Origin of the sequence: Nocardia sp. MH4 (assembly GCF_019266065.1) — a bacterium.
Taxonomy (GTDB): domain Bacteria; phylum Actinomycetota; class Actinomycetes; order Mycobacteriales; family Mycobacteriaceae; genus Nocardia; species Nocardia canadensis.
In genome coordinates, this window is record NZ_LPNR01000086.1 from 39,741 (window position 1) to 61,860 (window position 22,120).

The 22,120-nt window shown below is 68.7% G+C and carries 24 protein-coding genes and 1 pseudogene; 14 read left to right on the forward strand and 11 right to left on the reverse strand.

Translation table 11 applies throughout. The features are described from left to right. Window positions 1-61: 61 nt before the first annotated feature. From ATM97_RS10280 to ATM97_RS10300, 5 genes are all read right to left on the reverse strand, one after another. Window positions 62-1,975 (reverse strand): hypothetical protein, encoded by a 1,914-nt coding sequence (locus tag ATM97_RS10280; protein ID WP_218717737.1) that lies wholly within the window; start codon window positions 1,973-1,975, stop codon window positions 62-64. 3 nt (window positions 1,976-1,978) lie between these two features. Continuing rightward, window positions 1,979-2,317 carry a hypothetical protein gene (locus ATM97_RS10285; protein WP_218717738.1) on the reverse strand — a complete coding sequence of 113 codons (339 nt, stop codon included), beginning with the start codon at window positions 2,315-2,317 and terminating at the stop codon, window positions 1,979-1,981. A gap of 20 nt (window positions 2,318-2,337) precedes the next feature. After that, window positions 2,338-2,679, reverse strand: coding sequence for a hypothetical protein (locus ATM97_RS10290; protein ID WP_218717739.1), 342 nt, complete (start codon window positions 2,677-2,679; stop codon window positions 2,338-2,340). Next, window positions 2,676-3,254, reverse strand: coding sequence for a DUF3558 domain-containing protein (locus tag ATM97_RS10295; protein ID WP_218717740.1), 579 nt, complete (start codon window positions 3,252-3,254; stop codon window positions 2,676-2,678). The genes ATM97_RS10290 and ATM97_RS10295 overlap by 4 nt, the downstream gene beginning before the upstream one ends. A 184-nt stretch (window positions 3,255-3,438) precedes the next feature. Continuing rightward, window positions 3,439-3,888, reverse strand: coding sequence for a hypothetical protein (locus tag ATM97_RS10300; protein ID WP_218717741.1), 450 nt, complete (start codon window positions 3,886-3,888; stop codon window positions 3,439-3,441). Between the two features lie 72 nt (window positions 3,889-3,960). On the opposite strand from ATM97_RS10300, the gene ATM97_RS10305 reads away from it, so the two are divergent. Genes ATM97_RS10305 through ATM97_RS10315 form a run of 3 tightly spaced genes read left to right on the forward strand, consistent with a single transcriptional unit; the run spans window position 3,961 to window position 5,764 of the window. Then, window positions 3,961-4,536: a YbaB/EbfC family nucleoid-associated protein gene (locus ATM97_RS10305; RefSeq protein WP_218717742.1), complete on the forward strand. Its 576-nt coding sequence runs from the start codon at window positions 3,961-3,963 to the stop codon at window positions 4,534-4,536. Beyond that, complete coding sequence (locus ATM97_RS10310) at window positions 4,524-4,883, forward strand: hypothetical protein (protein ID WP_218717743.1); 360 nt, start codon at window positions 4,524-4,526, stop codon at window positions 4,881-4,883. The genes ATM97_RS10305 and ATM97_RS10310 overlap by 13 nt, the downstream gene beginning before the upstream one ends. Before the next feature lie 2 nt (window positions 4,884-4,885). After that, window positions 4,886-5,764 (forward strand): hypothetical protein, encoded by an 879-nt coding sequence (locus tag ATM97_RS10315; protein ID WP_218717744.1) that lies wholly within the window; start codon window positions 4,886-4,888, stop codon window positions 5,762-5,764. 47 nt (window positions 5,765-5,811) lie between these two features. Here the strand turns inward: ATM97_RS10315 and ATM97_RS10320 are convergent, their stop codons facing one another. After that, window positions 5,812-6,669 (reverse strand): alpha/beta hydrolase, encoded by an 858-nt coding sequence (locus tag ATM97_RS10320; protein WP_218717745.1) that lies wholly within the window; start codon window positions 6,667-6,669, stop codon window positions 5,812-5,814. 36 nt (window positions 6,670-6,705) lie between these two features. Here ATM97_RS10320 and glmS point away from each other — a divergent pair, with 36 nt between their 5' ends. Then, window positions 6,706-8,586 carry a glutamine--fructose-6-phosphate transaminase (isomerizing) gene (gene glmS / locus ATM97_RS10325; RefSeq protein ID WP_218717746.1) on the forward strand — a complete coding sequence of 627 codons (1,881 nt, stop codon included), beginning with the start codon at window positions 6,706-6,708 and terminating at the stop codon, window positions 8,584-8,586. Window positions 8,587-8,840: 254 nt separating this feature from the next. Here the strand turns inward: glmS and ATM97_RS10330 are convergent, their stop codons facing one another. Continuing rightward, a complete protein-coding gene (locus ATM97_RS10330; RefSeq protein WP_218717747.1) occupies window positions 8,841-9,266 on the reverse strand; it encodes a cupredoxin family copper-binding protein in 426 nt (141 codons plus the stop codon). A 69-nt stretch (window positions 9,267-9,335) separates the two neighbouring features. Here ATM97_RS10330 and ATM97_RS10335 point away from each other — a divergent pair, with 69 nt between their 5' ends. The 7 genes from ATM97_RS10335 (at window position 9,336) to tsaD (ending at window position 15,899) form a co-directional block, all read left to right on the forward strand. Further along, window positions 9,336-10,775, forward strand: coding sequence for an NAD(P)H-hydrate dehydratase (locus tag ATM97_RS10335; RefSeq protein WP_218717748.1), 1,440 nt, complete (start codon window positions 9,336-9,338; stop codon window positions 10,773-10,775). Window positions 10,776-10,910: 135 nt separating this feature from the next. Next, entirely contained in the window at window positions 10,911-12,047 is a 1,137-nt protein-coding gene (alr, locus tag ATM97_RS10340) for an alanine racemase (protein ID WP_218717759.1), read from the forward strand. After that, window positions 12,044-13,120: an alpha/beta fold hydrolase gene (locus ATM97_RS10345; RefSeq protein ID WP_218717749.1), complete on the forward strand. Its 1,077-nt coding sequence runs from the start codon at window positions 12,044-12,046 to the stop codon at window positions 13,118-13,120. Before alr ends, ATM97_RS10345 begins: the two co-directional genes overlap by 4 nt. Next, window positions 13,113-13,568 (forward strand): tRNA (adenosine(37)-N6)-threonylcarbamoyltransferase complex ATPase subunit type 1 TsaE, encoded by a 456-nt coding sequence (gene tsaE, locus ATM97_RS10350; RefSeq protein ID WP_218717750.1) that lies wholly within the window; start codon window positions 13,113-13,115, stop codon window positions 13,566-13,568. The genes ATM97_RS10345 and tsaE overlap by 8 nt, the downstream gene beginning before the upstream one ends. Before the next feature lie 65 nt (window positions 13,569-13,633). Next, on the forward strand, window positions 13,634-14,332 hold the full coding sequence (tsaB, locus tag ATM97_RS10355) for a tRNA (adenosine(37)-N6)-threonylcarbamoyltransferase complex dimerization subunit type 1 TsaB (protein ID WP_218717751.1): 699 nt from the start codon (window positions 13,634-13,636) through the stop codon (window positions 14,330-14,332). Window positions 14,333-14,361: 29 nt separating this feature from the next. After that, window positions 14,362-14,856 carry a ribosomal protein S18-alanine N-acetyltransferase gene (rimI, locus tag ATM97_RS10360; RefSeq protein ID WP_218717760.1) on the forward strand — a complete coding sequence of 165 codons (495 nt, stop codon included), beginning with the start codon at window positions 14,362-14,364 and terminating at the stop codon, window positions 14,854-14,856. Further along, window positions 14,853-15,899, forward strand: a complete 1,047-nt coding sequence (gene tsaD, locus ATM97_RS10365) for a tRNA (adenosine(37)-N6)-threonylcarbamoyltransferase complex transferase subunit TsaD (protein WP_218717752.1) — start codon at window positions 14,853-14,855, stop codon at window positions 15,897-15,899. The genes rimI and tsaD overlap by 4 nt, the downstream gene beginning before the upstream one ends. Here tsaD and ATM97_RS10370 read toward each other — a convergent pair. Next, window positions 15,896-17,401: an Hsp70 family protein gene (locus tag ATM97_RS10370; RefSeq protein ID WP_218717753.1), complete on the reverse strand. Its 1,506-nt coding sequence runs from the start codon at window positions 17,399-17,401 to the stop codon at window positions 15,896-15,898. The genes tsaD and ATM97_RS10370 overlap by 4 nt on opposite strands. Window positions 17,402-17,763: 362 nt before the next feature. On the opposite strand from ATM97_RS10370, the gene groES reads away from it, so the two are divergent. Further along, on the forward strand, window positions 17,764-18,063 hold the full coding sequence (gene groES, locus ATM97_RS10375) for a co-chaperone GroES (RefSeq protein ID WP_110037083.1): 300 nt from the start codon (window positions 17,764-17,766) through the stop codon (window positions 18,061-18,063). Window positions 18,064-18,221: 158 nt separating this feature from the next. Next, a complete protein-coding gene (gene groL, locus ATM97_RS10380) occupies window positions 18,222-19,832 on the forward strand; it encodes a chaperonin GroEL (RefSeq protein ID WP_218717754.1) in 1,611 nt (536 codons plus the stop codon). 60 nt (window positions 19,833-19,892) lie between these two features. Here groL and ATM97_RS10385 read toward each other — a convergent pair whose 3' ends face one another. The 3 genes from ATM97_RS10385 to ATM97_RS10395 form a co-directional block, all read right to left on the reverse strand. Then, entirely contained in the window at window positions 19,893-20,144 is a 252-nt protein-coding gene (locus ATM97_RS10385) for a hypothetical protein (RefSeq protein ID WP_218717755.1), read from the reverse strand. Between the two features lies 1 nt (window position 20,145). Beyond that, entirely contained in the window at window positions 20,146-20,763 is a 618-nt protein-coding gene (locus ATM97_RS10390; RefSeq protein ID WP_255587510.1) for a sigma-70 family RNA polymerase sigma factor, read from the reverse strand. 125 nt (window positions 20,764-20,888) lie between these two features. Then, entirely contained in the window at window positions 20,889-21,182 is a 294-nt protein-coding gene (locus ATM97_RS10395; RefSeq protein WP_022567299.1) for a WhiB family transcriptional regulator, read from the reverse strand. A gap of 707 nt (window positions 21,183-21,889) precedes the next feature. Here ATM97_RS10395 and ATM97_RS10400 point away from each other — a divergent pair. Next, window positions 21,890-22,120 (forward strand): annotated as a pseudogene (locus ATM97_RS10400) (hypothetical protein); the annotation flags it as partial.

Genomic DNA, 22,120 nt, shown 5'->3' on the forward strand with positions numbered 1-22,120 from the left:
CTGTCTTTCTGGCGTCGCGAGGTTCGGCGGATGCGTCCGGTGATCGGTTCCTCCGGGTGACTTACAGTGGGCCGGCCTCCGCCAGTTGTGCACCCGAATCGCCGGCCTGGGTATCGGGGACCGTAGGTGGTGGTTCGGCGGCGGGCTCGTCCTCGGCGGTCCAGGCCGGGGCGCCGTGGTAGCTACCCGGGTTGTGTTCGGCTTCCTGGCCTTTGGCGTTGAGCGAGCCGGTCGGATTCGGCGTCGCGCCGGAGGATGTCCCGGCGTCTTCGAGGCCCGCGGGGCCTTGGCCGGAGGATGCCGAGGGCTCGCCGGTGCCGACAGAGCCCGTCGAGGCGGTGTCGCTCACCACGGGGATGCCGTTCTCGTTCAGGGTGAGGCCGTATTGATGGGAGGTGCCGGTGGAGTCGGTTGTGGTGAGTTGAAGCTGTCCATCCGTGCCGGTGGCCAAACTCAAAGTGGTTCCCGCAATATTGAATTCGGTCGAACCGGTGCTGCTGAACAGAGTGCTCAACTGCTCGATGCCGCTGGTGATCGATGTGCCGAGCGAGCTGAGGCCGGTGCCGATCGATTCGGCGATGGACTCGGCAGAGGTCGATGATCCCGAGGTCAGGCTCGACAGTTCGCTGACCACGGAACTCAATGTCGACAGTCCACTCGAGACCGTGGAGAGCAGGCTGCTCAGGTCCGTGGTCGAGCTGTCATCGTCATCTGTCGATGTCGGGTTCGTGATTCCGGCGGTGGTTGTCTTCGTCTCGTCCGTTGTCGTGCCGGTGGTGTCTCCGGTTGTCGTGCCGCCGGCGCCGGTCGAGGTGTCGGTTGTGGTGCCCGCCGGGTTGGTCGCCGGTGATGTGCCCGGTGACTGGGGATTCGGTTGCTCGGTGGTCGGAGCTGGTGGCGTGGACAGATGCTCGACATTGTTCAGTGCGTCGGTGACGACCTTCAGATATGCCTTGACCGCCGTGTCTGTTTCGGTGCACAGATTCGTGTAGGCCCTGAAGTATCCCTCGGCGCTCTCGCGAAAGTGTTTGCGCCATTGGTCGCAGAGTGCCTGGGCTTGATCATCGAAATAGGTGGGGTCCATCCCGGCTCTGTAGTCCGTGAGAACATCTGTGGTTCTGGCGACCCCGAACACGCCACGGTCCATCAGTTCCTCGACACGAAATCGGACCTTATCGCCGATTCCTCGTCGTTCGGCATAGTTGAGGATCAACGACACATCATCGTCGCCTGACGACGCGTCGTCGCCGCCTTTGTCGTTGAAGGTTAGGCCGCCCCAACTTCCATTGGTCATGTCGACGCCATTGATTTTGGTGACTTCGTAGAGCTTGCCGAAGGCGTTGGCCTTTCGCTGTAGGCAGCTCTTGATCCCGTCGACGGCGGCTTCGAGAACAGTGGGCAGCTGGCCGATTTCCGTGGCTGCTTCGTCGGACCAGGAGTTCAGGTTGCTCAGCTTGACCTTCGCCGCGCTACCACTCGTGCCTTGCCATGCGCCGTCGAGGACCCGCACGGCCTGCTCCTGATCACTCTGCGCGGTCTCGATCTTGGGCATCGCGGCTGAAATGCGGCGAGCGGCTCCGACGAGATTGTTCAGCTTCATGTCCGCTTGCTTGAAGTACGCCTTGGCCATTGCGTCTTCGGAGTCCAGCGAGATGCCGGTGGCCGCGGGGGCCCCGGAGAGCTCGTACCGTTCCTGTACCAGATAGAACCACTTCAGGAACGGTTTGTAGACGTCACCGCCCATGCTTCCGTTCGAGGCCCAAGGTGTCGACCCGTACGACAGGATCTGGCCTGCGTCGAATGCCGTGTTGTACGTGCCGGAGTCGGCCGAGATCGTCTCGTCGACTTCGACGTCGCCTGCGGCATGATCGCCGTAGCCCGCCCACACGGCGGACCTGTCGGTTCCGGCCCCGTTGACGGTGACCCACGCGCCCGCATTGCCCGCACCCAAGCTGAGCTTGGAATCGTCCGACATGGCCTACTTCCCCCCGATGGTCAGATCGCCCTTGGTGTCGACCGAGACCGTATTGATCGCGGCGGAGAACTGCGCGTCGGTGTACTGCACGCTGTCGGCGCTATTGGTCAGCGCGTCGCCGAATGCGGTGCAGGCGCTCGACCAGTTCTTCACCGCGGTGGTGGTGTGCTCGAAGCCAGTGACGATAGCCGCCGCTTCGGCGGCGTACTCGGCGCCCAGGTCGTTCTTGTCGAACATGTTTCCCCAGGACCCGGCGACCGCCGACAGTTCTTGCGCGGCGCCACGCAGCTTGGCGCTCTGTGCGCGGACAGTGTCCGCGTTCATGTTCAACCAGTCACTCACCGGAAATCCCCTCCATACCGCTACACCAGCCACGAGTCACGGCCGAACCCATTGGCTCGTGCGTCGTCGACGTCGGTCCAATCCGACGGCTGCACATAGACTTCCCGGCTGTGGGCCGGTGATGCCGCTTGCTGTGCTCGCATTCGGTACTCGTACATCAGTCGGTCGCGTTCCTCGCGGGCTTCTCGCGCCGCGCGTTCCTCCGGCGTCTCGGCGCCGAACCCCATCGCGGCGACTCGCTCGCCGATCTGCTGGGTCGCCTCGTCGGCTTCGCGCTCGACCTGTTCGACCCGGCTTTCGACCTGATGGGTGGCGGCGATGTGGTCGTTGGTGATGCTGTCGATTCTGGCGAGCCAGTTCATCGCGGACCACCGCCCCATGGTGTCGACATGGCATGTTCCTCTTGTTCGTGCAGCCGGGTGAGGGCTCGATCGATCCAGTTCGTGAAGAGCGTGGTCAGGTCGGCGGCGCCGGCCGGACTCAGCCGTACGTGCTCGCGGTTGCGCTGCATGAGATAGCGACCGTCGTCGGTGAAATCGAACCAGCGTGCGCTGGACCGGGGTTCGGGGCGATCGGTGATCGGGCCGGTGCGCAGTTGTGCCCAGGCGGAACCTTCGCGGGGGAAGGTGATCGCCGCGCGGCCCGCGATCGTGGACTGCTCGCCTGGAGTCCACTGAGTACGTGGACTCTCACGGATGCTCTGCCCGGTGATGGTGGTCGCCGTGATACTCGCCGCGAATCCGTCACTTTGTGTCCACCTGCAGCCCAGCCACTTGCGAGAGCTACCCGGAGTATTCCAGTTGTTGTCCTCGCTCCCAGTCGATGTCGGAGCCGCGGTCGCCTGGTCATCCGGGCTGTCGGATCCACGCCCGCTCACCGCCAGCATCCCCGCGACAGCCAAGCCTGCGACCAGCGTCGTTCTCCGACTCGCCTGCACAGGTTTCTCCTACCGATTCCGGCACCCCGGGACTCCCCGCCCGATGAGCAACGACCTTACCGGACCGTCCAGGCGGCACGAGGCTGCTCATTCGACGCCGAACCGCAGTTCCGGTAGATCATCGCGACGGATCCGTTCCTATGGGGATTGGACGCGGCACCGGCCCTGTCGGTTCCCTGTTCCGTCAACGAGTGTCGCGGCGACGTACCTGCACGACTCGTGGGGTGGCGGAGTCGTCGCGACCAGACCGGGGGTTCCAGATGTGGCGCGCGAGATCTGGGATCGTCGGTCGGCCTCCGTCGCTCGGGCGAATCTTGACCAGCCCGAAGATCAGGTCACCGACACTCGCGCGTGCCCATCGCGGTAGCAGTACCGAGTTGACGATGATGACTGTCGCGACAGGCAGGACCACGACCGCCAGCAAGAGGCCCTCCGGGCTCTCGGGAAGTGCGATCAGGGACAGGCACGAGCCGAAGAACGTTGCCAGCCACAAGCATCCGTCCACCGTGCTCGCCAGGGAAGCGCGCATCGAACGAGGCGAGGGGTACCTCGGATCTCCCGGCGCACCATGATATTTCGCGACCTGCCGCTGCGTGGTATCGGCGGTGCGGTGCTCGGTCTCACCCGTGTTCATCGCGCCATTCTCGCACGGGTAGGGTCGCGCTCACCGGGTGGCGGGATTCAGGGTATGGGGAGGAAAATTCTCGTGGAGAACAGGCTGGACGAGTCGATCGATCACGCACGCCGTTTCGCCGAACAGCTCGAGAATACGGCGAAGAGGTATGACGAGCTGCAACGCTCGATGGTCGCGCTGGCCGTTACCGCGAGATCGACGGACGGCAGCGTCGAAGTGACCGTGGACAGCAACGGGGTGCCCAGCGCGATCACCCTGGCCGAATCCACTCGGGGAAGGGATCCCGTGGTGGTGTCGGCCGCCATCATGGAATGTATGCGGAGTGCGCAGGCGAAACTTCGCCGGCAGGTCACGAATCTCGTGAGCGACGTGGTCGGGAACGATGCGCCTGCTGTCGACATGATCAGTCGATACGAGCAACGGTTCCCTGATCCGGAGCCGATCGGTACGGCGGAACAGGACCTCGAGGCGCCGAATTCCTTTGCACCGGAACATGCCTCGCGGCCACCAGCCGGGGAAATCGCCTATCCGCCGCCGCCGAGTCCCGCGCAGCCGTGGAGCCGAAAGCCGAACCGCGAAACGGTCGTCGCGCCGGATGAGCCCGACGAGGACGAGCGGTACTACAGCCGGAAGTCGTGGCTGGTCTGATCATGGGGAGTCCTGCTGATTTTTCGATTGATCCGGATGAAGTCCGCGCGCATGCGACCAAGATGACGAACCTGATGTCGAAGATGACCGCGGCTTTGGAAGCCGCCACCTATCTCGGCTCCGCCGATGACGGGTTCGGTGAGATACCTCGACCGTTCGTCGAATGGATATACGACGACGATCACGAGACGGCGATCGCCGCGATTCGGAAGTTGGCCGAATCGGTGTCGGTACTGCCCGGCAAGCTCGAGACTGTGGCGTCGGCGGTCGAAGACGTGGACGGAAAGTTCCGTGCGAGCTTGGATGGACTGAAAGCTGGGATCGCTGCATCGAACGGGGGTCGGTAGCAGTGGTCGGTTTCGATGACCCGAAGGCGCCTGAGAACGGGCTGCTCGCGAGTGGCGTGGACTCCAACCAGGCGTATTACCAGGAGGATGTGTCACTTCTTTCCAACGTCGGTCTCAACGGTGACCAGAAGACAGGCACCCCTGGGATTTTGAAGGGCACGATCGCCGGCGACGCGTGGGATGTGTACGGCAACTTCGCGTCGGGGCAAGTCGACGCCGCCATGCTCGGCATGCTCGGATTGGCGGGCAGTGTCATGGAAGTCGCCTACAAGGTGTTGGATCCGTTTGCCTTCATCGGTAGCCAGGTCGCGAAATGGATACTCGACCACGTGGAGTTCATGCGGAAGGGCTTGGACGAGTTGGCCGGCAACCCGGACATCGTCGAGGCATATGGAAAGTCTTGGACGAAGATCTCCACCGAATTGACGGCCGTTGCCGCCGACTGGAAGTCCAGCGTAGAGCAGGATATCGACGATTGGCAGGGTGCTTCCGGTCAGCAGTATCGGGTCAGTGCCTCCAGTCTCATCGATCAAATCGATGCCGCTAGTGGCATCGCGGCCACGATGGGCAAGTCGATGGAGTCGGTGTCGAAGGCAGTCGACGCTGTTCGCACTCTGGTCCGCGACCTGCTCGCCAACTTGGTCGGCGCGGCGATCGGCTGGACGATCGAACTCATAGCGACGAGCGGTGCGGCGGCCGCGCACGTGATTCCCGCCGCACTGCGCCGAATAGCCCGGGACAGTCTTTCCTACGCAGACATGCTGAACGATCTGAAGAAGATCTTCACCGACATCAAGACTCTGATGGAGCCGATCGGCAAGGTCGGCGCGATCCTGACCGGTGGTTCCGGTCTCAATCAGGAGCAGCCGCAGTCCGCGTGATGTCGCACGACTCGAAGGTCGTCCGGTCGGATTCCCGCTGAGCTGGACTACTTCCGGATCAGCTTGGCGACTGTGCCGAGGGAGAGTTTGGGGGCTTCCTCCTCGACCACCGCGGTCGGGTCGACGACCTTGGTGTGGGGGAGGGCGGCTTCGGGGTCGGCGAAGGGGGCGTAGGTCTTGTCGCCGAGGAGGGTGGACAGGAGGTAGCCGGTGAGGAGGGCTCGGGTGGTCTTCTCGGTCTTGTGTTCGTAGCGGCCCGCGCCGAGGGCGGCGAAGAGGCGGCGGCCCTCGATGATGCCGTTGTGGGAGGCGCCGTCGATGGTGCGCAGGAGGGAGGGGCCGGCCCAGGCGGTGGCGAGAGCGCGGGCGTTGGAGTTGACCGAGTCGAGGTCGGTGGCGCCGGCCAGGATCAGGCCGGGCGTGTCGATATCGGGGGCGATGTTCTCCGCGGCCGGGGAGGTGGGGGCGGGGAACAGGGCGGCGACGGCGGCGACGCGGCGCTGGGCGGCCGCGATGACGGCCGCGCCAGCGCCCATGCCGTGGCCCGCCAAGGCGAGGCGGTCGGGGTGGACGCTGATGGTGCCGTCACCGAGGCGCACCTTGCTGACGATGTCGAGCGTGGTGAGCAGGTCGGTGCCGAGGTCCAGGTGTGACGGGATCGGGCCGCGTTCGGTGTCGGGCGCGGCGACGACGAAGCCCCACGAGGCGACGTGCTCGAGCAGGCTCTTGTAGTTCTCGGCGCTGGTCAGCCAGCCGTGCGCGAACGCGACGGCGGGCAGGCTCAGCCCGGATTCGGGGGTGTACACCACACCCGGCTGGCCCGCGATGCCCAGATTTCCGCGCAACACCCGGTGGGGGCCACGCGCGGACAGGGTGCTCAGGAGCGACTTCACAGACACCGACACGGCGAGAAGGGTATCCGATCAGTAGGGTGGGGGACCATGTGCGGAATCGTGGGCTACGTCGGGTACCGGGACGCGCTCGGCGTTGTCGTCGACGCGTTGCGACGCATGGAGTATCGCGGATACGACTCCGCGGGCGTCGCGATTCTCGACGGAAACGGGTCGATCGCGGTCGAACGCAAGGCGGGCAAGCTGGCCAATCTGGAGGCCGAGCTGGCCGAAGCCGGGGCCGAGCGGTTCGCGGGCACCAGCGGCATGGGCCACACCCGGTGGGCGACGCACGGCGCGCCGACCGACCGCAACGCGCATCCGCACCGGGACGCCTCCGGCAAGCTCGCCGTGGTCCACAACGGCATCATCGAGAACTTCGCACCGCTGCGCCGCGAGTTGGAGAACGCGGGCATCGAGCTGCTCAGCGACACCGACACCGAGGTCGCGGTGCACCTGGTGGCGCGCGCCTACGCCGAGGGCCCCACCGCGGGCGATTTCACCGCGAGCGCGCTGGCCGTCCTGCAGCGCCTCGAGGGCGCGTTCACGCTGGTCTTCACCCATGCCGATCACCCGGGCACGATTGTTGCCGCCCGGCAGTCGACGCCGCTGGTCGTCGGGGTCGGGCAGGGCGAGATGTTCATCGCCTCCGATGTCACCGCGTTCATCGAGCACACCCGCGAGGCGGTCGAGCTCGGGCAGAACCAGGCCGTGGTGATCACCGCCGACAGCTACACCGTCACCGACTTCGCCGGCAACACCGAGGGCGTGACGACCAGGCCGTTCACCATCGACTGGGATCTGGCCGCCGCCGAGAAGGGCGGCCACGACTACTTCATGCTCAAGGAGATCGAGGAGCAGCCGACCGCGGTCGCCGACACCCTGATCGGGCATTTCGTCGTCGACGAGAACGGCGGCCGGATCGTCTTGGACGAGCAGCGCCTCGCCGATCAGGAACTGCGTGAGTTCGACAAGGTGTTCGTCGTCGCGTGTGGCAGCTCCTACCACGCGGGCCTGCTGGCCAAGTACGCGATCGAGCACTGGACCCGGGTGCCGGTGGAGGTCGAGCTGGCCAGTGAGTTCCGCTATCGCGACCCGGTCCTGGACCGGTCGACGCTGGTGGTGGCGATCTCGCAGTCCGGCGAGACGGCCGACACGCTCGAGGCGGTGCGCCACGCCAAGGAGCAGAAGGCGCGCGTGCTCGCCATCTGCAACACCAACGGCGCGCAGATCCCGCGCGAGTCGGACGCGGTGATCTACACCAGGACCGGGCCGGAGATCGGTGTCGCCTCGACCAAGGCGTTCCTGGCGCAGGTGGCGGCCAACTACCTGGTCGGCCTGGCCCTGGCGCAGGCCCGTGGCGTGAAGTACCCCGACGAGGTCGCTCGCGAGTTCGCCGAGCTCGAGGCCATGCCGAAGCTGATCGCGCGGGTGCTCGAGACCGGTGCGCAGGTGCGGGCCATCGCGCGCGAACTGGCGCACGTGCCGACGGTGCTGTTCCTCGGCCGCCACGTCGGGTACCCGGTGGCGCTGGAGGGCGCGCTCAAGCTCAAGGAACTCGCGTACATGCACGCCGAGGGCTTCGCCGCCGGTGAGCTCAAGCACGGACCGATCGCGCTGATCGAGGACGGTCTGCCGGTCATCGTGGTGATGCCCTCGCCCAAGGGGCGCCCGGTGCTGCACTCGAAGCTGCTGAGCAATATCCGTGAGATCCAGGCGCGCGGCGCCCGGACCATCGTGATCGCCGAGGAGGGCGACGACACGGTGCGGCCGTTCGCCGACGACCTGATCGAGATCCCGGCCGCGCCGACGCTGTACCAGCCGCTGCTGTCGACGGTGCCGCTGCAGATCTTCGCCGCCGAGGTGGCGCAGGCGCGTGGCTACGACGTGGACAAGCCGCGCAACCTGGCCAAGTCGGTCACCGTCGAATAGATCGACTCCGCCCAACTCCGTCCCCGCCCGCCCCGACCTCGGGGAAGGGCAGGCCGGCGAAGTCGACCTGAGCGCACCAGCGCTCCGACAACTCGGCCCCGCACGCCCGACCCTTGGGGAGGGCAGGCCGACGCAGTCGGCCGTCGGCGGCCGTCCCGCCGGTCAGGCGCCGTGGCGCAAGCGACGAAGGAGCAAGCCACGGCGCCTGACCGGCGGGATACAAGGGGCCGCCGACCTCGAGCGCGCCAGCGCTCCTAAGACACCGTGATGGTCCCGCGCATGTCCGGGTGCAGACTGCACAGGTAGCGGTAGGTGCCGGGCTGGGTGAAGGTGTAGGACCATTCGCCCTTGTCGATGATCGGGCTGTTGATGCCCATCGCCTTGTCGCCGATGCCCTGCACGTTGTGCGGGGCCTTGTCGGAGAACTTCCAGGTGACGGTCTCGCCGACCTTGATGGTGGCGTCGGCGGGGGAGTACTTCATCCCGGAGACGTCGACCGTGAGGTTGGTCGGCTTGTGCTCGGTCTGGGTGGTCGTGGTGGTGACCGGACGCGGCTTGCGGGTAGTGGTGGAGGCGGCGTTCCCGGAGTCGCCGGAACAACCGGCGATCAACAGGGTGGCGGCCACGACGAATCCGGCGACAACCCGGGTGGATGCGGCGCGGTGACGAACCATCGACATGGGTCTGGAGCGTAGTCTGCGAACGATCGCGGACCTGTCGTGGGCCGCGCGGGCGGCCGGGAGGCGACGATGACGGATCGGCGTGGCTACTTCACCGCCGACCAGGTCAGGGCGGCCGAGGCGGAGCTGTTCACCCGCGTGCCCGCGGGGATGCCGATGCGCCGGGCCGCGTACGGGCTGGCCAACGTGGTGGCCGATGAATTGCGTTCCTGGACCGGCGGTGTCGCGGGCCGGGCGGTGGGGCTGCTGGTCGGGTCGGGCGACAACGGTGGCGACGCGCTGTGGGCGGGGTCGATGCTGGCGCGCCGCGGGGTGGCGGTGCGCGCGGTGCTGCTGAGTCCCGAACGCGCGCATCCGGCGGGGTTGGCGGCGCTGCGGAAGGCGGGCGGGCGGGTGGTCGACCGGCTCGACGCGGTGGATCTGGTGATCGACGGGATCGTGGGGATCTCCGGTCGGGGACCGTTGCGCCCGGCGGCCGCGGAACTGGTGGCGGCCGTGGACGTTCCGATCGTCGCGGTCGATCTGCCCAGCGGCGTTGACGTGGACACCGGCGCGGTGGACGGTCCCGCGGTCCGCGCCGAGGTGACGGTGGCGTTCGGGGCCTACAAGCCGGTGCACGCGCTGGCCGCGCCGTATTGCGGACGAATCGTGCTGGTGCCGATCGGTTTGCGGCTGCCCGAACCCGACCTCGCCCAGCTCGCGGCCGCGGCGATCGGAGCGGACTGGCCGATCCCCGGCGCGACGGACGACAAGTACAGCCAGGGCGTGGTGGGGGTGTGCGCGGGCAGCGCGAAGTATCCGGGAGCCGGGGTGCTGAGCACCGGCGCGGCGGTGGCGGCGACCTCGGGCCTGGTGCGCTACGTCGGCGACGACACCGAGGTGCTGGAGAAGTTCCCCGAAGTCATTGCCAGCCACACGATCTCGGGCACGGGGCGGGTCCAGGCGTGGGTGTTCGGTCCCGGCGCGGGGACCGACCTCGCGGCCAGGGACCGGCTCGCGCAGGTGCTGGCCACCGAGCTGCCGGTGCTCGTCGACGCCGACGGGCTCACCCTGCTCGCCGCCGAACCCGCCCTGGTGCGGGGCCGCACCGCACCGACGGTGCTGACGCCGCACGCGGGTGAGTTCGCCCGGCTCACCGGTGCCGAACCCGGTCCGGATCGGGTGGAGGCGGTGCGCGCGCTCGCCGACGAGTGGCAGGTGACCGTGCTGCTGAAGGGCCGCGCGACGATCATCGCGACGCCGGGGGAGCCGACGCTGGTCAGCGATGCCGGTGGTTCGTGGGCCGCGACGGCGGGCTCGGGTGACGTGCTGTCCGGACTGCTCGGCGCGCTGTTGGCGGCGGGTCGCCCGCCCGCGTGGTCGGCCGCGGCCGCCGCTCGCGTGCACGCCTTGGCCGCCAACCTCGCCGCATACGACGGCGAGCCGGCGGCCGCGCCGATCTCCGCCTCGCCGCTGTTGCGGCACATCCGCCCGGCTATCCGCGTGCTGCGGGAACTCGCGGGCGAATGACCACACGACCCAGGCGAGAATTCCGAGACGACCGCGAACCTGCCCCCTCGCGTGTGGACGGGGAGTGCGCGTGGTCGGCCGCCGCGGGGTGAGGTAGGCAGCCCAGCTGCCACGAATCCGGCGGGTCCTGGCAGGATCGAAGCCGTGAATGCGCAAGTGGAGACTGTCATCGACCTGGATGCCATCGCCCACAACGTGCGTGTGCTGCGCGAGTTCGCGCAGGGCGCCGGGGTGATGGCGGTGGTCAAGGCCGACGGCTACAACCACGGCGCGGTCGAGGTCGGCCGCACGGCGCTGGCGGCGGGAGCCACCGAGCTGGGGGTCACGACCGTCGCCGAGGCGCTGGCCCTGCGCGCCGCCGGGATCACCGCGCCGATCCTGTGCTGGCTCAACACCATCGATGCCGATTTCGGCGCCGCGATCGCGGCCGATGTCGAGATCGGGGTGTCCTCGCTCACGCAGTTGCGGGCCGTCGAGCGGGCCGCGCGCGCGAGCGGCCGGACCGCCACCGTGACGCTCAAGGTCGACACCGGCTTGAACCGCAACGGGGTCTCGGTCGCCGAGTATCCGCAGGTTCTGCGGGCACTGCGCGTCCTCGTCGACGAGCAGGTCGTTCGGTTCCGGGCGATCTTCTCCCACCTCGCGCACTCCGACGAACCGGAGCATCCGATGCTCGACCGGCAGCGGGAACGCTTCGTGGAGGCGATCGCGCAGGCCAAGGAGCAGGGGCTGGAACCCGAGCAGGTGCACCTGGCCAACTCCGCGGCCACGCTGACCCGCCCCGACCTGCACTTCGACGTGGTGCGCCCGGGCATCGCGGTGTACGGGCTGTCGCCGATCCCGGAGCTCGGCGACTTCGGGCTGCGGCCCGCGATGACGTTGCAAGCCGAGGTCACCCTGGTGAAGCGGGTGGCCGCGGGGGAGGGCGTGTCCTACGGGCACCGCTGGATCGCGCCGCGCGACACGACGGTCGCGCTGGTGCCCGCCGGGTACGCCGACGGTGTATTCCGCTCGCTGAGTGGGCGTTTCGAGGTGTGGCTGGGCGGGTCCCGGCACCGTAATGTCGGGCGGGTGTGCATGGACCAGTTCATGGTCGACCTCGGCGACAACCCGGGCGGCGTGCGGGAGGGTGATCGGGCGGTGCTCTTCGGCGGCGGCGCCGGGCATCCGCACGCGCTCGACTGGGCCAGGCTGCTCGACACCATCGACTACGAGGTGGTCTGCTCGCCGCGCGGCCGGGCCGTGCGCCGCTACGTGGGGACCGGCCGATGACGCGGGGCAGGGTGATCCTGCGCGGCGGCCTGGCGACCGCGAGCCTGCTCGGCGCGCTCGCCGTCGCGCACACGCTGCGCCGGATCGGCGCGCGCGTGCTGTGGCCCGCCGAACGCGACGAGTACCGCGACGAGAACTTCGCCCTGATCGACGAGGACGAGCCGGGGTCGGTGATCGCCGACGACGGTGTGTCGCTGGCCACCCGCACCTACGGTGACGAGTCCGCCGAGGTGACCGTCGTGTTCGTGCACGGCTTCTGCAACAGCATGGAGTCCTTCCACTTCCAGCGCCGCGATCTCGCGCGCGCCTGGGGTCCGCGGGTCCGGATGGTCTTCTTCGACCAGCGCGGGCACGGCCGCTCCGGCACGCCGAGCACCGAGAGCTGCACCGTCGCCCAGCTCGGCCACGATGTCGCCGCCGTGCTGCGCGAGTGCGCGCCGACCGGGCCGGTGGTGCTGGTGGGCCATTCGCTCGGCGGGATGGCCGTGCTCGCGGCCGCGGCGCAGTTTCCCGAACTCTTCGCGGCGCGGGTGCGCGCGGTCGGCCTGTTCTGCACCGCCGCCGCCGAGGTGACCGCGACCGGGCTGCCGCAGCTGCTGCGGCATCCGGCCATCGACGGATTCCGGATGGCGGTGCGTACCGCGCCCGCCGTCGTCCAGGTGAGCCGGACCGCGAGCAAGCAGCTGGTGACGCCGATCCTGCACGTCAGCTCGTTCCACGGTCCGGTGAGCCCGACGCTGTCGCGATTCACCACGATGATGATCGACCGCACCCCGGTCGCGACCATCGAGAAGTTCCTGAAAGCGATTGAGTTGCACGATGAGTCGGCGGCGCTGCCGGTGCTGGCCGAGATGCCGGTGCTGGTCCTGGGCGGCGCGCACGACATGGTGATCCCGTTCCGCAATTCGCGCGCGCTGGCCGCGGCGCTGCCCGGCAGCGAGCTGGTGCGGGTGCGCGAGGCCGCGCACATGCCGCACCTGCAGTACCCCGAGGTGACGCTGGACGCGCTCGATCGGCTGCTGGCCGCCGCCGGCTTCGGCGACGCGCGGAGTGGGGAGGCCGTCGGTGGCTGAGCCACAGCAGCGTGTCCTCGCCACGGTCGAGGACACCGAGGCGTTCGGCCGGGAGCTGGCCGCGACCCTGCGCGCCGGCGACCTGGTGGTGCTCGACGGTCCGCTCGGCGCCGGAAAAACGGCGCTGACCAGGGGAATCGCGGCGGGTCTCGGCGTGGCTGGCCGGGTCAGCTCGCCGACCTTCATCATCGCGCGGGCGCACAAGGCGGGGCAGCGGCCCGACGGCACGCCCGGCGTCGCGCTGGTGCACGTGGACGCCTACCGCCTCGCGGGCGACCTGGACGAACTCGACGCTCTCGACCTCGACACCGACTTACATCACGCCGTCGTGGTGGTGGAGTGGGGCAAGGGTGTCGTCGAACACCTCACCGAGCGGCATCTGCGGGTGCAACTCGCCCGGGAACCGGAATCCGATGTGCGCACGGCCATCTGGGAGTGGATCGAATAACCCGTGGATCGGCGGGCACCGGTGCGCGCCGGGCGCGGAAACCACCCGGTATTGTTGAGACAATCATGCTCGTACTAGCAGTCGACACCGCGACACCCGCCGTTACAGCGGGATTGGTGCATCTGTCACCTGCCGCCGACGCGGACGCCCGGCCCGCCGTGGCGACGCTCGCTGCCCGCGTGAAGGTCGACGCCCGCGCCCACGCCGAAGTGCTCACCCCGCAGATCCTGGAATGCCTCACCGAGGCCGGGGTGCGCCGCGACGAGCTCGACGCGCTCGTCGTCGGGATCGGGCCGGGCCCGTTCACCGGGCTGCGCGTCGGGATGGCCACCGCCGCCGCCTTCGGTGACGCGCTGGGGCTGCCCGTGTACGGGGTGTGCAGCCTCGATGCCATCGCCGCCGAGGCCGAGGCCACGGGCGAGCAGCGCGACATCGGCGAACTGCTGGTGGTGACCGACGCGCGCAGGCGCGAGGTCTACTGGGCCCGCTACCTGAACGGGACGCGCAGCGCCGGACCCGAGGTGTGCAAGCCCGCCGAGGTCCCGCTCGGCGACGCCGCCGCGATCGCGGGCTCGGCCGCCCACGTCGACTACTTCGATCTGCCGGTGCTGCCGAGCGAGACGCCCTCGCCCGCCGGGCTGGTGACCGTCGCCGCGGCCGAGCTGCTGGCCGGTACCGCGCCCGAGCCGCTGGTCCCGCTGTACCTGCGCAGGCCCGACGCCGTGGAGAACAGCTTCCGCACCCTCGACCGGACCGGGGCGTGAGCGCCGTGTCCGACTACCGGATCGCACCGATGACGGTGCACGACATCGACCGCTGCGTCGAGCTCGAGCACCTGCTGTTCCCCGAGGACGACCCCTGGCAGGCGGTGTCGTTCCGGTCCGAGCTGGCCGGCGCGCACAACCGCTACATCACCGCCCGCGACGCGAACGGCGCGATGGTCGGGTACGCGGGCATCGCGCTGCTCGGCGACGCCGCGCATCCCGAAGCCGAGGTGCACACCATCGGCGTCGATCCGGACTGTCATCGCGGCGGCATCGGCACGCTGCTGCTGGAGGCGTTGCTGGCCACCGCCGCCGAACGTGGCGGCCCGGTGTTCCTCGAGGTCCGCACCGACAACGCGCCCGCGATCGCGCTCTACGCCAAGCACGGTTTCCACATCATCGGGCTGCGCAAGAACTACTACCACCCCAGCGGCGCCGACGCGTACACGATGCGCAGGCCCGAACTCACCGTGGCGGCCGACGAATGGGCCGCGCGCGGCAGGCAGGACGAGGTGCTGTCGTGATCGTCATGGGCATCGAAAGCTCGTGCGACGAAACGGGTGTCGGCATCGTCCGGCGCCACCCGGATGGTTCGCTGGAACTGCTCGCCGACGAGGTGGCCTCCAGCGTCGACCAGCACGCGCGCTTCGGCGGCGTGGTCCCCGAGATCGCCTCGCGCGCGCATCTCGAGGCGATCGTGCCCGCCATGCGCCGGGCGCTGGCCGCCGCGGGCATCAGCAAGCCCGACGCGCTCGCCGTTACCATCGGGCCCGGCCTCGCCGGTGCGCTGCTGGTCGGCGTCGCCGCGGCCAAGGCCTACGCGGCCGCCTGGGACGTACCGTTCTACGCGCTCAACCACCTCGGCGGGCACGTCGCGGTGGACACTCTCGAGCACGGTCCGCTGCCGCCCGCAGTGGCGCTGCTCGTCTCCGGCGGGCACACGCACCTGCTGCAGGTCACCGACCTGGGCTCGCCGATCACCGAACTCGGCAGCACGGTCGACGACGCCGCGGGTGAGGCCTTCGACAAGGTCGCCCGCCTGCTCGGCCTCGGCTACCCGGGCGGTCCCTACCTCGACGCGGCGGCCAAGGACGGCGACCCGCGCGCGATCGCGTTCCCGCGCGGCATGACCGGTCCGCGCGATGCCCGCTACGACTTCTCCTTCTCCGGCCTCAAGACCGCGGTAGCCCGCTATGTCGAGGCCGCGCAGCGCCAGGGCATCGGCCCCGACCAGCTGCCGATCCCGGATATCGCCGCGTCCTTCCAGGAGGCGGTGGCCGATGTGCTGACGATGAAGGCCGTGCGCGCCGCGACCGATGTCGGCGTGGATACGATCGTGCTCGGCGGCGGTGCCACCGCGAATTCGCGGATTCGTTCGCTGGCCGAGGAACGCTGCGCGGCAGCGGGATTGACCCTGCGGGTGCCCAAGCCTCGGCTGTGCACCGACAACGGGGTGATGATCGCGGCGCTCGGTGCGCACGTGATCGCGGCGGGCGCGCAGCCCGCGGAATTGACGGTCGCCACCGATCCGGGTCTGCCGGTGTCGGTGAGCGCTCTGCGCGGCTAGTCGATCAGCTGCAGTGGCGCGCTCTCCGGGGTACTCGCGGCGGGCGGCACCGGGAGCAGGCCCTGGGCGGGCCGCTGGGACGGTGAGGTGTTCGGCGTCGACGGTCGCTGCTGCTGGCCACCCGAGGACCCACTGTCGATCGGGCCGAGCGGCGACTCCGGGTAGGGGATCTGCGGCAGATTCGGATCCGGGCGCAGCGTGGGCGCCGTCGTCGACGACGGCGGCGCCATCTGGCTCGGGGGCGACGACGGCGGCGTGGTCGACGGCGTGGTCGGGGCCGGGGTCGTCGTGACTTCGGTGGTGGGCGGCGCGTTGGTGACGCCGGTGCGGTCGGTGCTCTCGCGATTCTGGGGTGTCGGTGCCTGCTGCGGCACCACGGGTAACGGCGGTTGCCGCACGGTGCTGCTGGTTCCCGCGGGGGTGACATCGGCGGGGTCGGGCGAGACCGCCTGCACGCCGTAGCCGATCACCAGGCCGACCACGACGACCGCGCCGGCCAGCGTCCCGGCGACCTTGGCGAAGGTGCCGCTCGGGGCGTCGCCCAGCGCGGCCACCTGGAGGGCCGAGGGTGCCGCCGCGTCGGCGACGAGCGCGGCGCCCTTGGCGATCACGGCCTCCGGATCGGGCACGGTGAGGACCGGGACGTCCAGCCTGCCGTGCAGCGTCTCCACGACGGCGGGGATGTTGGCGCAGCCGCCGATCACCGCGACCGCCTCGGGGTACTTCGGCGCGCGGGTGAAGACCGAACCGGTGAACAGCGCGATATTGCGCAGCAGCCCACCGATGAGCTCCTCGAAATCGGAGCGGGTGAGCTTGAGCGGCTGCCCGGCGACGTGGTCGATGGTGACCGCGGGCGCGATCGACAGGTGCTCCTTGGCCGCCCGGCCCCGGTTGGTCAGGGTGCCGCGGTTGGGCCTGGTGCCCCGGCGGGCGTAGTGCAGGTCGACGAGGTGGTGGTAGATCAGCTCGTCGATGGCGTTGCCGCTGAGCGTGGGCGTGCGTTCGGTGTGCAGGATCGTGCCGTCGGCGTAGTCGACGACGGTGACGGTGAGTCCGGTGGCGCCGAGGTCGACCACGGCGACGGTGGCGTAGCGGCCGAGCAGGCCGGTGTCGCGTAAGTAGGTCATCGCCGCGGTGCCCTCGGGCACCAGCCGCAGATCCCGGTGCCGGGTGGTGGCGGCCCGGATGGCCTGGGCCTGCTCCTTGTTCCGGTAGGCGACGGCGACGCTGGTCGGTGGGCGCGATCGGGCCGACTCGGCCCTGCGGTGCGCGCCGGTGGAATAACGCCCGAGCGGTTCGCCCGCCATGGCGGCGCCCTGGGTGACGGGCAGCTGGGTGGTCATCAGCTCGATCGAGGACGACACGAGATCGCCGAGATCGGAATGGGCCGCGTCGGCGGAGACGACGCGGTAATCGAAGCTCTGCTCACCGGCCGGACCGGTGGCGACCAGCGCTGAGCACACCACCTCGTTACCTGCGGAGATGCCGAGGGATGTTCGCATGTTCACCTCCCTTCGAGCGGATGGTTCTGTGATGCCGACCATCTCGAATGGAACGCTATACATATCCTTTCACAGCCTGTTATGCGAACGTTACAGATTGTGGCAAGCGATGTGAAGATCACTGGCCAGTGTGGGCGTGTCGAAAATGCGACATTGGCAGAACCCGGCCTTGAGCGCTGGCACTCTCACGTATAGAGTGCTAGTCGGCACTGTGTAGCTGTGCTTGTGCCAGTCGACTACTGGGCTTCGGGTCCCGGCACCCGCGACGACGGGGCTGACGCGCAGGGTCGCATGCAGACCGAAACCCGGTCCGGGGCAACAGTTCCGGACGACCGAATTCCCCTGAAAGTGGAGGGCTCAACGTGGCGAGCGTGAACATCAAGCCGCTCGAGGACAAGATCCTCGTCCAGGCCAACGAGGCCGAGACGACGACGGCCTCCGGCCTGGTCATCCCGGACACGGCCAAGGAGAAGCCGCAGGAGGGCACCGTCATCGCCGTCGGCGAGGGCCGGATCACCGACAAGGGTGACCGCATCCCCGTCGACGTCAAGGAAGGCGACGTCGTCATCTACAGCAAGTACGGCGGCACCGAGATCAAGTACCAGGGTGGCGAGTACCTCATCCTGTCGGCGCGCGACATCCTGGCCGTCGTCACCAAGTAGGCCAACGCCGCATTCGCGTTCCGCCCCGGCGTCGTCCAGCGACCCGGGGCGGATTGCGTTCTCACTCGCGGCATGAGCGACGGACCCGGAGGCGGCAGCTCGCGTCACCACGTAGGGGCCCGGGAGTGCCGCCATTCAACACAGGAGCTGAATCCTTTATGGCAAAGCAGATCGAGTTCGACGAGAAGGCTCGCCGGGCTCTGGAACGCGGTGTCGACAAGCTCGCCGACGCCGTCAAGGTGACCCTCGGTCCCCGTGGCCGCCACGTCGTGCTGGCCAAGGCCTTCGGTGGCCCGACCGTCACCAACGACGGTGTCACCATCGCGCGGGACATCGACCTCGAGGACCCCTTCGAGAACCTCGGCGCGCAGCTCGTCAAGAGCGTCGCCACCAAGACCAACGACGTCGCCGGTGACGGCACCACGACCGCGACCGTGCTGGCCCAGGCCTTCGTGCGCGCGGGCCTGAAGAACGTCGCCGCGGGTGCCAACCCGATCTCCCTCGGCCAGGGCATCGCGCTGGCCGCCGACAAGGTGTCGGAGGTGCTGCTGGCCGCGGCCACCCCGGTCTCCGGCGAGCAGGCCATCGCCCAGGTCGCCACCGTCTCCTCGCGGGACGAGGAGATCGGCGCGATGGTCGGCAAGGCGCTGACCACCGTCGGCAAGGACGGCGTGGTGACGGTCGAGGAGTCCTCGACCACCCAGACCGAGCTCGTGATCACCGAGGGTGTGGCGTTCGACAAGGGCTACCTCTCGCCCTACTTCGTGACCGACCCCGAGACCCAGCAGGCCGTGCTGGAGGACACCTACGTCCTGCTGCACCGCGACAAGATCAGCTCGCTGCCCGACCTGCTGCCGCTGCTCGAGAAGATCGCCGAGTCCGGCAAGTCGGTGCTGATCATCGCCGAGGACATCGAGGGCGAGGCGCTGTCCACCCTGGTGGTCAACTCGATCCGCAAGACCCTCAAGGCCGTCGCGGTCAAGGCGCCGTTCTTCGGTGACCGCCGCAAGGCGTTCCTCGACGACCTGGCCGTCGTCACCGGTGGCACCGTGATCAACCCCGATCTGGGCGTCACCCTGCGCGAGGCCACCATCGAGCAGCTCGGTCAGGCGCGTCGCATCGTCGTGACCAAGGACGAGACTGTCCTGATCGACGGCGCGGGCACCGAGGCCGACATCGCGGCCCGCAGCGCGCAGCTGCGTCGCGAGATCGAGGCCACCGATTCCGACTGGGATCGCGAGAAGCTCGAGGAGCGTCTGGCGAAGCTGGCCGGCGGCGTCGCGGTGATCCGCGTCGGCGCGGCCACCGAGACCGCGCTCAAGGAGCGCAAGTACCGCGTCGACGACGCGGTCGCGGCGGCCAAGGCCGCGGTCGAGGAGGGCATCGTCGCCGGTGGCGGTACCGCACTCGTGCAGGCCGCGACCGCGCTGATCGAGCTGCGCGACTCGCTGACCGGTGACCAGCGCGTCGGCGTCGAGGTCGTCCGCAAGGGCCTCGAGGCGCCGCTGTTCTGGATCGCCACCAACGCCGGTGTCGACGGCGCGGTCGTCGTCAGCAAGGTCGCCGAGGGCAAGGAGGGCTTCAACGCCGCCACCCTGACCTACGGTGACCTGCTCACCGACGGTGTCGTCGACCCGGTCAAGGTGACCCGCTCCGCCGTGGTGAACGCCGCCTCGGTCGCGCGGATGATCCTGACCACCGAGAGCGCCATCGTGGAGAAGCCGGCCGAGGAGGCCGACGACCACGGGCATCACGGCCACGCGCACTGACCCGCGGCACGACGAAGGCCCCTGGACCGCACTGCGGTTCGGGGGCCTTTCGTTTTCGCGCTAGCTGGCTACCGGGGGCTCTTCGGCGTCGAGCGCGGCCAGCAGGCGCGCACGCAGGGAGGGGGGAGGTGGTGTCGGGGTACTCGCAGCGAGTTCGGCGAGGACCGTGCGGGTAGCGCGGATCTCGTGCAGGAACTCGGTACAGAGGACGGGGTCTTCGGTATCGATGATGGTCTGGATCGCGTGATGGTCTTCGTCGTCGATCAATCCGAGCGCGACGGTGTGCGCGAGATCGATCTGGGCTTCGTTCATCTCACGTCACCCCCAAACTTTTCTTCAGTCGTGTCAGTCCGTCCCGAATACGGGACTTGACGGTCGGTAGTCCGATGCCGAGGTGCTGAGCTACCTCCGCATAGGTGCGCCCGCCGTAGTAGGCGAGCGAGATCGCCTCGCGCTGCGTCTCGGTCAAAGTCGAGAGCCCGCGCTGGACGGCCTGTTGTTCGAGTCTGCGTTCCACCTCCTCCGTGACCTCGTCGAATTCGTTGCCGAGAACCCGTATCCCGTACGCGACCTCGCGCTGGGTGTGGGCTTGCTCGGCACGAACCCGGTCGACCGCCCGTCGGTGCGCCAACGTCATCAGCCAGGTCACCGCCGACCCCTTGGCGGGGTCGAAACTCGTTGCGGTGCGCCAGATCTGGAGATAGACCTCTTGCGTGGTCTCCTCCGCGTATCCCGGGTCGTGGAGGACCCGCAGGATCAGGCCGAAGACGCGCGCAGACGTCCGGTCGTACAGTTCGGCAAAGGCTTGCTGGTCGGACAGGCCGCATCGTTCCAACAGTGCAGCTAGCTCGACTCCTTCGGCCGCGCGTGCGGTAACCGCAGAATCCACGCTCGGTGGGAAGGCTTCGCTTCGGAACCCATTCTGTGTCATCGGTCACGAATGTAGCCCGCGGCTATGACCTCCCTCCGCCCGGGGGTGCCTTGTTCGGGTGCCAGCTGTTTGCTAGAGATTCGGCACGCCACGCCGGGCGGATGGGAGTTGATTTGCCGAAGTATCTAGACGGCCATGCGGCGCCGGTTGCGGCGCGCGTGCATCTCGCGTTCGGTCTCCGACATCCCGCCCCAGATGCCGTACGGCTCGCTCACCTTGAGCGCGTGGGTACGGCACTGCATCAGCACGGGGCAGGCCCGGCAGATCTCTTTGGCGCGCATCTCGCGCGCGGTGCGGGCACGGCCACGTTCGCCGTCGGGATGGAAGAAGACGGCGGAGTCCTGGCCGCGGCACGAACCGCGCATCTGCCAATCCCAGACATCGGCGTTCGGGCCGGGGAGGTGGGTGGGCATGGGCATGGTGAACTCCTTGTGGTGCGAGCTCGTCAGCGTTGTCGAGCGACGTGGTGCGGCAGGTCTTCGCGCCACCTCGCGCGGAGGTGGCCGGCTCGACGGTGCCTGACGGTGCCGAAGGTGGTCGCTGCAATTTCGCGCGGCGCCGACCCCGGCGATGAGCTACGTTAGGTGCACGCGGGAATTTCCGTCAATAGTTCGACGCATTGGTACCGCAAATCCGCAACGCTGAAATTTAACCTGCGCACTGTTTACATTTCATGCTCGACCCGTCCATACTGTTCGGTTGGCTATGGATGGGTCGCCGCGCGGTGCTCGCGGTGTCGGGCGTTTCCCCAGGTCGAGCCAGGCAGGGCCGGTTTCGGCCCGCTGGGCCGCCGGTCGGGCGGGTGTTCCGGGTCACAACGGCCCTCCGCCGTGGACGGGGCGCAGATGGCGTAATCGGGGCGCCGAGGTTAATTGCGCGAAACGCATGTGAATTCGAAACTTTGCGGTAGCGGTGCCGGCGGGCGGAGATTTACCTGATGGCAACATGAGCCACCGGAGGAAAAGCTGATCGGTAGCTGCGCCTGCGTCGTCGTGACATATCACGAGAAGGCCTCGCCGCCGGTGGCGGCTACAGTCTCGGCGTGCAGACAACGGCTTCACCCGCGGATATCGGTTCCGAAATACTCGCTGCGACTGCTTTCGGGCCAACGCCCGGCACGGCCGCTGTGGAGTTGCCGACTCCGGCTACCCCCCTGGACAGGTGGTATCGCGCTGTCGCGCTCGGCGCGCAGGGCCGCTACGCCGCTGCCAGAGCGGAGCTGCTGACGCTCACCCGCGCGCGCATCGATCCGGCGCTGCGCTCGCGCGTCGAGAGCACCCGCGGCTCGCTGCTGCGTCAGCTCGGCGGGCACGCCGCCGCCGCGACCTTCGACGGTCGCGCGGCCACGCTCGCCCTC